10 protein-coding genes are annotated in these 12,803 nt (G+C 61.2%); 9 read left to right on the forward strand and 1 reads right to left on the reverse strand.

Features of this window, described 5'->3' with window-relative positions; translation table 11 throughout:
- Window positions 1–9: 9 nt before the first annotated feature.
- The 3 genes from HY921_06345 to HY921_06355 are packed head-to-tail and all read left to right on the forward strand — an operon-like array spanning window position 10 to window position 2,925.
- Window positions 10–165, forward strand: a complete 156-nt coding sequence (locus HY921_06345) for a hypothetical protein (protein MBI5630487.1) — start codon at window positions 10–12, stop codon at window positions 163–165.
- Window positions 165–1,319, forward strand: coding sequence for an SGNH/GDSL hydrolase family protein (locus HY921_06350; protein MBI5630488.1), 1,155 nt, complete (start codon window positions 165–167; stop codon window positions 1,317–1,319). Before HY921_06345 ends, HY921_06350 begins: the two co-directional genes overlap by 1 nt.
- Window positions 1,309–2,925 (forward strand): glycosyltransferase family 39 protein, encoded by a 1,617-nt coding sequence (locus HY921_06355; protein ID MBI5630489.1) that lies wholly within the window; start codon window positions 1,309–1,311, stop codon window positions 2,923–2,925. Before HY921_06350 ends, HY921_06355 begins: the two co-directional genes overlap by 11 nt.
- On the opposite strand, the gene HY921_06360 is transcribed toward HY921_06355, so the two are convergent.
- The gene (locus tag HY921_06360) at window positions 2,912–5,281 is read right to left on the reverse strand and encodes an ATP-grasp domain-containing protein (protein ID MBI5630490.1); all 2,370 of its coding nucleotides are present in this window, start codon (window positions 5,279–5,281) and stop codon (window positions 2,912–2,914) included. The two genes, HY921_06355 and HY921_06360, sit on opposite strands and share 14 nt — an antisense overlap.
- A 130-nt stretch (window positions 5,282–5,411) precedes the next feature.
- Here HY921_06360 and HY921_06365 point away from each other — a divergent pair, with 130 nt between their 5' ends.
- From HY921_06365 to HY921_06390, 6 genes are all read left to right on the forward strand, one after another.
- Window positions 5,412–6,503 carry a hypothetical protein gene (locus tag HY921_06365; protein ID MBI5630491.1) on the forward strand — a complete coding sequence of 364 codons (1,092 nt, stop codon included), beginning with the start codon at window positions 5,412–5,414 and terminating at the stop codon, window positions 6,501–6,503.
- A 138-nt stretch (window positions 6,504–6,641) separates the two neighbouring features.
- A complete protein-coding gene (locus tag HY921_06370; GenBank protein MBI5630492.1) occupies window positions 6,642–9,122 on the forward strand; it encodes an ATP-dependent Clp protease ATP-binding subunit in 2,481 nt (826 codons plus the stop codon).
- A gap of 94 nt (window positions 9,123–9,216) precedes the next feature.
- Complete coding sequence (locus HY921_06375) at window positions 9,217–10,308, forward strand: serine hydrolase (GenBank protein MBI5630493.1); 1,092 nt, start codon at window positions 9,217–9,219, stop codon at window positions 10,306–10,308.
- 233 nt (window positions 10,309–10,541) lie between these two features.
- Entirely contained in the window at window positions 10,542–10,784 is a 243-nt protein-coding gene (locus HY921_06380) for a hypothetical protein (protein MBI5630494.1), read from the forward strand.
- A gap of 60 nt (window positions 10,785–10,844) precedes the next feature.
- The gene (recA, locus tag HY921_06385) at window positions 10,845–11,909 is read left to right on the forward strand and encodes a recombinase RecA (GenBank protein MBI5630495.1); all 1,065 of its coding nucleotides are present in this window, start codon (window positions 10,845–10,847) and stop codon (window positions 11,907–11,909) included.
- Window positions 11,910–12,803 carry a tyrosine recombinase XerD gene (locus HY921_06390; GenBank protein ID MBI5630496.1) on the forward strand — a complete coding sequence of 298 codons (894 nt, stop codon included), beginning with the start codon at window positions 11,910–11,912 and terminating at the stop codon, window positions 12,801–12,803.

Below are 12,803 nucleotides of genomic sequence, written 5' to 3' on the forward strand. Positions count from 1 at the left end.
GAGCGGCATATGCGCTTTGAGTTCCTTAAAGAATTATGGGCCTTCATGAAAACGCGCAAGCGCTTCTGGCTCGTCCCCATGATTCTGGTGTTCATGCTGTTCGGGCTTCTCCTCATCTTCACCGAGACCTCCGTGGTCGCCCCCTTCATCTATACGCTGTTCTAATGAACCGGGAAGCGGCCAAGGGGCTCCTGGCGGCCGCGATTTCCTGCGCCGCGGCCGCGGCGCTGCTCGCGGCTCTCGAGATCGGGGCGCGCTGGAAGGTGGGTCGCATTCCCCGGGAGACCGTGCCGAGCGGCAGGGAAGTCCCTCCGTACTTCAACAATCCCGGGGTCGTGACCTCGCCCCGGGCCCTCGCCCTCCACATAGAGTATCGCATCAATAGTCTGGGCCTGCGCGGTCCGGAGATTCCCCTCAGAAAGCCGGCGGGCCGACGGCGCGTCCTGTTGTTGGGGGACTCCGTGGTCTTCGGGGCCTTGGTGCCGGAGGCGGAAACGCTCTCGGCCAGGCTTGAGGCGTTCCTGCGCCGGGGGGGGGATGCCTCTTGGGAGGTCTTGAACGGAGGCGCGCGCGGCTACGACATCTGGGACTACGAGGCCTTCCTGCGCCTCAAGGGCCTGGCCTTGGAGCCCGACATAGTGGCGGTGGGGCTGTTCATGAACGACCACGTGGGGCGCAAGGAATACCAGACCCATGCGGACAAGAAATCCTCGCCGAGGCGGCCGCTTTTCTCTTGGCTGAGGGACGTGGCCTTCAAGAGCGAGCTTGCCAGGGCCTGCAATTACTTCATCCAGCGGCATCAGAGGCCCAAGAGGCCGCTTTTCTCCGTGCCCAAGCCATTGACCCAAGCCGACCGCGCGGCGTTGGCCGCGTATTTCCCGGCAGACCCCTCCACGGCCCGCGCGGCCGAGCGCTATCTGGAGGAGTACCGCTACGACCCGGGCCTGCTCAAGGACGCCCTCCCCTGGATGCTCGACGCCCAGGCCTGGGAAAAAATACGCGCGCCGCTGTCGCGAATGAAGGCGCTTTGCGCCCGGAGAGGCATTCGTCTCCTCGTGATTGTTTTCCCGACGCAGTACGAGGTGTTCCCCGGCTACGGCTGGCCGCAGCCGCATCGCCGTATCGCCCGCATAGTGGGCGAGCTCCACTTGCCCATGCTGGATTTAAAGCCGGTGTTCGCGGACGGAGGGGGAGACGAGCTCTACGAGATGCGCTACGATTACGACCACCCCAATGGGCGAGCCTATGAGCTCGCGGCGCGCGCCCTGGAAAAGTATTTGGAGAAATTAGGTTGGATTGGCGATAAGCATGGAGCTTAGTCGGAGAAGGGGCGCGATCCTTTTGGGGCTTCTTGCTTTCCTCTATTTTTCTTCCGAGACATACTTCCATATTTATCAGTGGAATACCGAGGGCATCCACGTGGTCGGCGCCGTCGAGGTGTTGAACGGCGCCGTCCCATTTCGGGACTTCGCGGAATGGCCCACCCCCGGCTCTTTCTACTTCCTGGCCCTGGTCTTCAAGATTTTCGGCAAGTCCTTGTTCGCGGCGCGCTTCTTCATGACCTGCATGCCGAAATGGCTGATCGTGATCCTGCTCTACCGCGCCGCCAAGCGCATCGGATTAGGAGAGGCCGCGGCCTTGGCGGGATGCGCTTTGGCGACCTTAGGCCTCGGCACCGGGACCTTCGCCGGAAACGACCCGGCCGGCGTGCACTCCACGGTTCCCGCGACCTTGACCGCTCTCGCCTCCTCCTGCTGCCTGATAGAATTCCTGTTCACGAGGCGCCGAGGCTGGCTTGTCCTGGGGGGCGCCAACGTCGGTCTGACGTTTCTCATGCGTTATGACATGGGTCTGTACGCCCTGCTTGCCCAGCTGGCGAGCGCCGCGCTGTCGTCATCGCCGAAGGCGGGCGGGGATGCCTCCAAATCTTCCTTGACCGAGAAATTCGGTCTTCTAGCCGTCGGAATTATTCTTGCGATATCTCCCCTGGCCGGCTACTTGCTATGGAACGTCCCCCAGGCGGCATTAAAGCTGAGCTTCGTGGATTACCCCAGGGCTTACCTTGAGCACGTCACGACATTGAGCTTCCAGAGCTTTTTTCCACATCCCTTCCCGAGCTTCCTCCTGAATCCGGAAGCTCGGGTTCATCTGCGCCTGCGGGCCTGGCTTCTTTATGACGCCTACCGCGACGCCGTGTTCCTGGCCTTCCTGGCTTCCTGGTTCTGGTGGCTCAAACGAATGGCGGCGGATTCTCTCATGGACCGCCGCGAACAGGCGGCGTCGGCCCTGCTGTTTCTCGGGACCTGCCTCTGGGGCTATTTCATCAAGAGCGGGAATCTCTTTTCCTTCTCCGCCCCGTTCTTCATCCTGGCCGCGTTTCTGATTTCGCGGGGAATGGAAAGCCGGAAGCCGGGTCCGCGGAGGCTCTCCCGACTTGCGGCGGCGCTGGCGGGGGGGCTGGGGCTTCTCATGTTCTTGTGCAAACCCATTCTCCCCCGGCCCTATCACAGGCTCGTGAGCCTGCCCCCGGCCAAGGGCCTCCTGATCCCGCAGGAGGAGGCGGAGGCCCTTGAGGGCTTGCAGAAGTTCGTCGGCAGGCACGTGCCTGCCGATGGAAGGATATTCATCTACCATCGGCGATTCGACATGGGCAACGAAACCCCTCTCCTCCTTTACTTCCTACTTGACCGCCGTCCGGGGGCCTCGGTTTACGACTTCTTCCCGGGGATCACGACAAGGCCAGACATCCAGAGGAGGATCGCCGAAGAGCTGGAGGTCCACCGGGTCTCCTGCGTCATAGTCCCGAACTGGCCGAGGATGATACGGCCGCAGAAGGCCACGGGGACGATTTTGGAAAACTACATAAAGACACACTTCAGGGCCGAAGCGAGCTTCGGCCCTTATCTGATCCTCACAAGGTCGTGAGCGCGCTTTGAAGGTGGTAGTAGGGCGGCCGGGAGCGGTGGCGCAGGATCGCCTCCTTTAATATCTCCTCGATGAAGTCCTCGTAGCCGAGGCCGATCATCTCCGCGCAGGCCGGGACGCAGTCTCCGGCGTTTATTGATGGGTTGGGGTTGATCTCCAATATGTAGGGATTGCCGAGTTTGTCCACCCGCACCTCGATGCGCGCGTAGTCGTGGCAGTCGAAGATGTTGTAAGCGTCTAGGCATATCTCCGATATGAGCGCTGTGAGCTTCTGAGAGTAATTGGCCGGCCGTTCCACCCGGATCTTTTCGTAGACGGAGTTCGCGCTCCATTTAGCCTGGAAGGGATAGATGTGCCAGGTGCCAGGCGGAAGGTCGTCGAAGATGGGGCGCGAGAGGGGCAGGACCTTTACCCGGTCCTCGTTGCCCATGATGCTCACATCGAGCTCGTCTCCCTCTATGTACTCCTCGATGAGCACGGGCCGGTTGGATTTCTCCAGGAGATGGTGGGCCTGCTCCTTCAGGGCCTTGAGACTTGTCACCACGGATTGGTTGGAGATCCCGATGGAGTTGTCCGTGTTGGCGAGCTTGACCATGAGCGGGTAGCGCAGGTCCTCGCGGATCTTCTCGTCCTTGTGGAAGATGTAGTCGAACTTGGGCGTGGGAAGCCCATGGTACTCGAGCAGCTTCTTCACCTTGATCTTGTCTATGCACAGGGCCAGGGTCTGCGGGTTGGAGCCGGTGTAGGGCAGGCCCAGACAGTCGAGGATGGCGGCGGCGTGGGGCTCCAGGAGGCTTGAGTTGTTGATCCTCTCGCAGACGTTGAAGACCAGGTCCACGTTGGCTTCGGCGATCTTCTCGAACGGCAGGGGGGTTTCGTTCATGTCGAAGAAGGTCGCTCGGTGCCCCTTTTTCTCGAGGGCCTTTCGGATGTTGAGCCCCACGGAGGTCAGGTCCTGGTGCACCGCGGCCTCGCTTTCTCCGCCGGGCTCTGAGGCGCCCTCGTAGACGTTGCAGAGAATCCCCACGTGGAGTTCCTTGGTCGAGCGCGAGCCGAACCCTCGGATCTTCTCCATGCGCGCCGATTGAAGTATGCGGCGCCTGGCTACTTGCGCCGCATTGAAGCGGTTTTTCCTGCGGGTCTTGCCTATGGAGGAGGTCGAGTCGTAGCGCGCGATGTTGACGGAGATGGTGCGCAGGGCCTCGTCCAGGTTCTCCTCCGCCTCTGCGTAGGTGTTGCCCCGACCCACGATCCAGCCGACGGTCTCGAAGCCCTCTGGCGGAACCAGCACGGCGTCCCCCAATTCCTTTAGAAGAGTGAGATCGCGTATTTTCTGGGGGTCGAAATTATCCGGCCTGGCCAGACCGCAGATCACGCCGGAGTGCGCCGGGATCAAGTATTTGCCCACCAGATGCGCCTTGGCCTCCGGCGGGGTTCTCGGGGCGCAGGGCAGTCCCGCCGCGATGCGGGTTGCCTCCTCGATGAGGTCCACCTCCCAGACCGTCTTGATCCAGTCGTAGAGGTAGTCCCCGCCCATGCGGGCGTTGACCTCGATGAGGCGCGGCCCCGCGGCGTCCATCTTGGCCTCGAGATGAAGGGCCCCGTTCTTGAGCCCCAGGGCCGGGAGGATTTCCCGGGCCATGGAAAGGACTTTCGCCAGATCCGAGGACTCGTGGCGGGAGGGCATGGCGTCCCCGGTCTCTACGAAGAACGGCTCCTTGGTGGGGAAATTGTCCGTGAATGCGTGAAACCGTATTTCCCCGTCCTGCACCAGGAGATCGACGTCTATCTCCGCGCCGTCGAGGAAGCCCTCGGCGACGATCTCGGTGCCCTGGGAGTAGATCGGGTCGAAAATCGGGGTCATGTTGGCCTTGATGTATTCGAAGGCGTTCTTGACCTCCGAGATGTTGTCCAATCGCACCACGAACTGGCTTTGCTCGCCCCAGGCGGGCTTCAAGACGAGAGGAAATCCGATTCTTTTCGATTCTCTCTCCAAGTCCCGAACGCTCTTCACCTCCGCCCAGGCCGGGGAGTAGCGCGAGAGTCCGGCCGCCTCCAAGGCCTTGCGGGTCAGGATTTTGCTGCGGGCGTTGAGCGCCGCCTTCAGGGGATGGCCCGCCCAACCGAAACGTTCGCACAGGGCCGCGCAGAGCGGGACCGCGTTTTCCGAGAAGGTCAAAGCCCCGTCCACTTTCCCGTCTTTGAGATAGTCCTCGACCTTGGCGAAGGCCTGCTGCTGGTCGGAGGCTTCCAGCTCGATTGTCAGCACGCCGAGGGTCTTGAGCTTCTGGAGGATGAATTTCTTGGCGGAAGGCGGCGGACCGACCAAAATGAGCGTTTTGGACTGTAGTGACATGCGTCAATAGTATCCCAAGCCCCGTTAGAAGTCAAATTTCGTGATCATCGGCGCGGCCAGCGGCGCCGGCGAATGTTCTGCTAGCTCCTCAGGCAGCGGAACTGCTATAAAAGTAATGCTTATGGTTCGAATGATGTTCCTCGCAGGGGCATTGGTCCTCTCTTTTCGCTCCGCCCGGGCCAATGATGGCTTTTTCTGGGGGGCCGGCGACACTTTAAGGCCAGTCAACAATAGGCATTTAAGAGTGGAGAGGGAAGAGTTGGTCCTCGGCCCCGTAAAGAAGGCCGTCTGCTATGAAGTCCTTTTCCGCGGCAAGCCGCAGCTGCCTCCGGATGAGTATGATTATGCCACAGGCGAACACGAGTTCGCCACCATTGGGAAGGTTCGGGAGTGTTCTTCCTTGGCGAAGGCTTGGGCGAGATTTTCCCCCTCGTGGACGGCGGACGCGGTCTATCGGATTGAAACCTTTGATGACGCGGCGGATGTCCAGTTCGGCTTCCCGGTGCACGATTGGATGGCTGATTTTATCGACAGCGAGGGCCTGGATGGCGTCCAAGCTCCGGGAGTGTCCTCGTTTAAAACCTTTATTGATGGCGAAGAGATTCTTCCCCTGGCGCTTAAATGGCTCGACGGCTTTGGAGTCTCAACCAGGACGATAACCTTGGGTTATGTTTGGAAAGCTTCGTTTAGGAAGGGCCGCAAGCATGTTTTGCGTACTTCTTACGAGTTCGGGGTTTATGACAGCGGGAGCTTCTACGTCGGCCGAGAGTATCCGGTAGGTGAGAAGCCGTGGTTCGTGGACAAGACGTGGTTTCAAAAGGGAGGGACGCCATGGGCCGCGAAACGTTTGATTTATTACTTAACGCCGCTCAATCAATGGGCCCTTCCTCCTCCATCTGAGATCGCGATCAAGGTGGAGCTGCCCGCGGGTCTATCGCCCCTGTTTGTCGTGCCTTTAGAAACAAAGCCTTCATGCGTGGACGAGCGCGGCTTGTTTTTCCATTTCAAGGACAAGTTCCCGGACCGCGAGCTTGAGATCTCATACCCCGCTGGCCGCTCTTTCAACAAGCCGCTTGAAAGCTCCGGTGATTTGGAAGCCTGGTTCAAAACCGTGGGGCCGCGCGCGGACTTGTCGTGCGCTCTGCTGTCTCGACTTAAGAAGGAATCTTCGCCGGCCGTGCAAGAGCTCCTCAAATTCCGGGCCTGCCGCAAGAAGTGCTGAACCCCTGTCGCGGATACTTCTCGACGACACCCCGCTTTAAAATTTGTAAAATAATTCGCGGCGATTCGAAGCCTTGCATTTTTAACAAAATCGAAACATACTAGTAGTAGGATTGAATCGCGGTTCCTAGGAGATAACATGTCCAACCGATTCACGGAAAGGGCGCAGAGAGTGATTCTCATCGCGCAGGAAGAAGCCAAGCGCCTCAACCACGATTACGTCGGGACCGAGCACATCCTGCTGGGGCTCATCGCTCTCGGGGAGGGCGTGGCGGCTCAGGTCTTGGCCAATCTAGGGGTGGACTTGAGGCGCGTGCGCTCGGAGATCGAGAAAATCGTGGGGACGGGCGACAACGTGATGCTTTTGGGCGAGATTCCCTTCACCCCCCGCGCCAAGAAAGTCCTCGAGTACGCGGTCGAGGAGGCCCAGCACATGGGGCACTCCTACGTCGGCACCGAGCACCTCCTCCTGGGGCTCATCCGCGAGGAGGAGGGCGTGGCCGCGAGGGTGCTCGAGAACCTAGGCCTGCGCCTGGACGTGGTCCGCGAGGAGGTTTTGAACCTCCTGGGCGAGGGCCAGGCCCAGCACGGGCAGGGCGGAAGCTCCCAGACCCCGGCCACCCCCACCCGGACCAAGTCCAAGACCCCCACCTTGGACGAGTTCGGCCGCGATCTCACCGCCATGGCGCGAGAGGGCAAGCTGGACCCGGTGATCGGGCGCGCCGACGAGATCGAGCGCATGATCCAGATTCTGGCCCGGCGCACCAAGAACAATCCCGTCCTTATTGGCGACCCCGGCGTGGGCAAGACCGCCATCGTCGAGGGCCTGGCCCAGAAGATTTCCTCGGGAGACATCCCCGAGATCCTGGCCTCCAAGAGGGTCCTCACCTTGGACCTGGCCCTGGTCGTGGCCGGCACCAAGTACCGCGGGGAATTCGAGCAGAGGCTCAAGAATATCATCGAGGAGATCCGGCGCTCGAAGAACGCCGTCATCCTTTTCATCGACGAGCTCCATACCGTGATCGGGGCCGGAGCCGCCGAGGGGGCGATAGACGCCTCCAATATGATAAAACCAGCGCTGTCCCGCGGCGAGCTCCAATGCATCGGAGCCACGACCCTGGACGAGTACCGCAAGTACATCGAGCATGACGCGGCCTTGGAGCGCCGCTTCCAGCCCATCGTGGTCGATCCCCCGAGCGTTGAGGAGACGATCGAGATATTGAAGGGCTTGAAGGACAAGTATGAGGCCCACCACAAGGTGAAGTACGACGACGCCGCCTTGAGGGCGGCCGCCGAGCTCGCGGACCGCTACATCAGCGAGCGCTTCCTGCCGGACAAGGCCATTGACCTCATCGACGAGGCCGGCTCCCGGGCGCGCCTGCAGACCTCTCAGACCCCTCCCCAATTCAAGGAGAAGGAGGTGGAGATAGAGAAGGTGGTCAAGGACAAATCCTCCTCCATCGCCAACCAGGAGTACGAGAAGGCGGCGCGCCTGCGCGACAAGGAGAAGGAATTGCGCAAGGCTCTGGAGGAAGCCAAGAAGAAGTGGCGCGAGAAGCGGGACCAGGCCACTCCGACGATCGTCTCAGAGGACATCGCGGTCGTGGTTTCCAAGTGGACCGGAGTTCCGGCCACGAGCCTCACCGAGTCCGAGACGGAGAAGCTCATGCACATGGAGGATAATCTCCATAAGCGGGTGATCGGGCAGGAGGAGGCGATCAAGATCATTTCCCAGGCCATTCGCCGCTCCCGGGCGGGACTCAAGGACGCCAAGAAGCCCATCGGCTCCTTCCTGTTTCTCGGCCCCACGGGCGTGGGCAAGACCGAGCTCGCCCGGGCCGTGGCGGAGTTCCTTTTCGGCAATGAGGAGGCCATGGTCCGCATCGACATGTCCGAGTACATGGAAAAGTTCGCGGTGAGCCGCCTCATCGGGGCGCCCCCTGGCTACGTCGGCTACGAGGAGGGCGGCCAGCTTACCGAGGCGGTGCGCCGCAAGCCTTACTCGGTGGTTCTGCTCGACGAGATCGAGAAGGCCCATCCTGACATATTCAACATCCTCCTGCAGGTCATGGACGACGGCATCTTGAACGACAATCTGGGGCACAAGGTGAGCTTCAAGAACACCGTCTTCATCATGACCTCCAACGTAGGCGCGCGGCTTATCTCTCGGGGGAAGTCCCTGGGGTTCGTGGCCGCCGACGACACGGCGGAGCGCGACTACAAGAAAATGAAAGATACGGTCATGGAGGAGGTGCGGCGGGTCTTCAACCCGGAGTTCATCAACCGCATCAACGAGATCCTCGTCTTCAGGCCCTTGAGCGAGGAGGAGATGGCCCAGATACTTAAGCTCATGCTGGGCCGCGTCCGGGCCAAGATAGAGACCCAGGGCTTCAAGATCGAGTTCTCGGAGGAGACGGAGAAGTTCCTCATTAAGAACGGCTTCGACCCCAATTACGGGGCCCGCCCCTTGGCTCGGACCATCCAGAGGGCGATCGAGGATCCCCTGGCCGAGGAGATTCTCATGAAGAAATTCGAGGCGGGGGCCACCATCTACGTGGACCTGGACGGCTCCGGGGAAAAGCTCACTTTCGGGTCAAGCCCGGCGGCTAAGGTTAAGTAAGCAGGCGCCGCGCTACGAGCGCCTGCTGCTTTTGCGGCGTCCGACTCTAGGCGAGAGCCTTGCGTATTCCGGTTTTTACTGTTATCCTTACACCATGATTTCTCCCTCGGGAAACCCGGGAAAAAGGCTCGACCGCGTGGATTTGCTGTTGATCGGCGCCTTGGCTCTGGCCGGCGCCTCGTACGCCGCGGCTAATTGGCGCCAGGGCCCGGAGGGAGGTCCGGCGCAGGGAGTGCCCCGCGTCTTCTCCGCCGTGGCCAGCAAGCTGAATTTCTCCGGAGAGGCCGCTGTCCCGACCCCGGCCGCGCCGCCCTCCATTCTAAAGGAGCAGGAATGGGGGGAGATGACCGGGGAGCTTGCCCGCCTGTCCACGAGGTACTCCGGACGCGTGGCCATTTACTTGCGAGACCTTCGCAGCGGCAAGACCTGGTCCTACCATGAGAGCGATCTCTTCCCCTCGGCCAGCCTCATCAAGGTGCCCATCATGGTCTGCGTCTTTTACAGGATACAAGAGGGCAAGATGTCCTTGAGCGACAAGCTGGCCTTGCGTCGGCCCTTGCGCCGGGGGGGCTCCGGCTCGCTTAAATGGCAGCCGGACGGCTCGCGCTTTACGGTCTGGGAGCTGGTCGGGCGAATGATCAACGAGTCGGACAACACGGCCACGGCCATGCTTCTCGACTCCATGGGCCTGGGCTACGTCCAACAGCAGTTCCCGCGCATGGGCCTGGTGTACACCGGAATTTACGAAGAGGGCATGAGCATCCGGGGCGGGAAGGTGGCCCACGAGAATTACACCACGGCCCAGGAGATGACCATGCTCCTTGAGAAAATATACCGGGGCGAGCTGGTGGACAGGAATTCGAGCCAGCTCATGCTGGATTTTCTGAGGCGCAAGAAGGCCATCGCCTCGCGCCTCGCCAAGGGGCTGCCCTTGGGCTGGAGCATAGCCCACAAGACCGGGCTCCTGCGCCAGGCCTGCCATGACTCCGCGATTTTCCTGACCCCCAACGGGGACTACGCCCTCACGGTCCTGACCGGCCAGAACGCCAGCTACAAGATCGCCAAGGATTTCATCACGCGCCTGGGGCGCATCACCTTCAAGCATTACAACGGCGAAAAGCGCTACTACGCCAAGGCCGTGCGGCGCGCCTGGCCGTATGGTAAGGGGCCAGGTGCTGCAAGGTAGCAGTCTCCAGCGTCATGGGGCGAGCGCTGTTTCTGTTCCTCAGCCTTTTTAATTCCCCGGCCATTGCGCTCTCCCATGAAGCTGTCATATCTAGGACATGGGACCACCTTTCTCTCGGGGACGGCCTCGAGCAAATCCAAATAATCTACCGCCCCAGCCGTGATTGGCCCTCCTACATGGAACCAAAATGGGGGGTCAGTCGTATAAGATTGGAGAGGAGCTCGGTCAAGGCCATGCCCCGACCCATAGAAGTCCTGTGGCTGGGGATGAAAAAAGGCAGACTCGTTCGCCTAGAGGTGATGTATGAAGAGGGGGCGGTGCCTTTGGGCAAGTTGGTGGACAGGCTGTCCTCGGACTACGGGCCTCCTCGGCGGGAAGAGGGCGATTATTGGTGGAGCGACGGGCAAACCGCCTTGCGAGTGTTCGCCGTCAAGGGCAGGACGAGCGCGGAGCTCATGAATGTTGAGCAAATGTGATAAAATCACGGAACTCGGCTCGGGCGGCTCGTAAGCCCGCGGCGAGAGGGGGTAAGGGGCATGGATAGCGCGAAAGGCAAGGCCTTGGAGCTGGCTTTGACGCAGATCGAGAAGGCTTACGGCCGCGAGGCCATCATGAAGCTGGGGGAGCGCGCCGCCAAGATCAAGGTGGATACGATTCCCACGGGAGTCCTGTCCTTGGATTTGGCCCTGGGAGTCGGCGGATTCCCCCGCGGGCGCATCATCGAGATTTACGGCCCGGAGTCCTCCGGCAAGACCACCTTGGCTTTGCAGGCCGTGGCCATGGCCCAGAAGGCCGGGGGCTCGGCCGCCTACATAGACGCCGAGCACGCCATGGATCCGGCCTACGCCAAGCAATTGGGCGTGGAAATCGAGAACCTCCTCATCGCCCAGCCTGACTCGGGGGAGGAGGCCCTTGAGATCACCGAGAAGCTGGTGCGCTCTAGCGCCTTGGACATCATCGTGGTGGACTCGGTCGCGGCCTTGGTCCCCAAGGCCGAGATAGAGGGAGAGATGGGCGACAGCCACATGGGCCTGCAGGCCCGCCTCATGAGCCAGGCCTTAAGAAAGCTTACGGCCTCCATCGCCCGCAGCAAGACCTGCCTCATCTTCATCAACCAGATCCGCCATAAGATCGGGGTCATGTTCGGCAATCCCGAGACCACGACCGGGGGCCTGGCCCTTAAGTTCTACGCCACGCTGCGCTTGGACATCCGGCGCATCGAGAACATCAAGGAGGGCGACGTTGTCGTAGGCGCCCGCGCGCGGGTCAAGATCGTCAAGAACAAGGTGGCCCCTCCCTACCGCACGGCCGAGTTCGAGATGATCCACGGCTACGGGGTTTCCCGCGAGGGGTGTCTCCTAGACATGGGCACGGAGTCCCAGATCATCGAGAAGTCCGGTTCGTGGTTTCTCTACGGCGGCGACAGGCTGGGCCAAGGGCGCGAGAACGCCAAGGCCTACCTCAAGCAGAACGCGGAGGTCGCGGCCCGCATCGAGAAGGCCCTGCGCGACAAATTCCTGGTGAGCGCCTCCAACCAGGAGCCCCAGGCCGCGAAGCCCGGAAAGGCTCCTATCGCCAAGGCGGCGACAGGGGTCCGTTGATTGGCTGAGAGCCCCCTTCTCGAGGAGTATCGGCGCTATCTCACCCTCGAGAGGGGGCTCTCGCCCAATACCTGCCGTTCCTACGGCTCCGACCTGGGCCAGTTCTTCCGGTATTTGGGGAGCCGCAAGATCGAGCCCTTGGCCGCGTCTTACGATGATTTGTCCGACTTTCTCTGGGAGCTCAAATCCGATAAAGGGCTCGAGGCGTCTTCTTTGTTCAGGAAGATCGAGGCCTTGAAGTCCTTCTACGCCTTTCAGGTCTCGGAGCGCCGGATTTCGGAAAGCCCGGCGGAGCCCTTTCGTTCGCCAAGGCTGGCCGAGCGCCTCCCGAAGTTCCTGACCATCGAGGAAATGGAGAGGCTTCTGCGCTCTTCAGGCGGCGCCGCCTTCGAGCCGGCCCGGGCCCGGACCATGCTCGAGCTTCTCTACGCCACGGGCATGAGGGTCTCGGAGCTTCTTGACCTCAAGCCCGACTCCCTAAATCTGGAGGACGGCTGGGTGCGTGTTTTCGGCAAGGGCGCCAAGGAACGGCTCATCCCGGTCCATGCCCGGGCCGTTTCGCTTCTGCGCCAGTACCTGGTCCTGCGCGAGAGAAAGTTCAAAAACCGGACTCCCGCCCCGGAGCTGTTCTTGAGCCGGAAAGGCGGCCGCCTTTCCCGGGTCCAGTTTTGGCGAGACCTCAAGGCCCTGGGAAAGAAGGCCGGGATTTCCAAGCCCCTGCACCCCCATATTCTGCGCCATACCTTCGCGACCCATCTTTTGCAGGGAGGAGCCGACCTGCGCGCAGTCCAGGAGATGCTGGGCCATTCCAGCCTCGCCACGACCCAAATCTATACGCACTTGGAGAAGTCCGGACTCAAGGCCGCCCATCGCAGGCATCACCCGAGAGGCTGA

The sequence above is a fragment of the Elusimicrobiota bacterium genome, assembly GCA_016218575.1.
Classification (GTDB): Bacteria; Elusimicrobiota; Elusimicrobia; order UBA1565; family UBA9628; genus JACRDN01.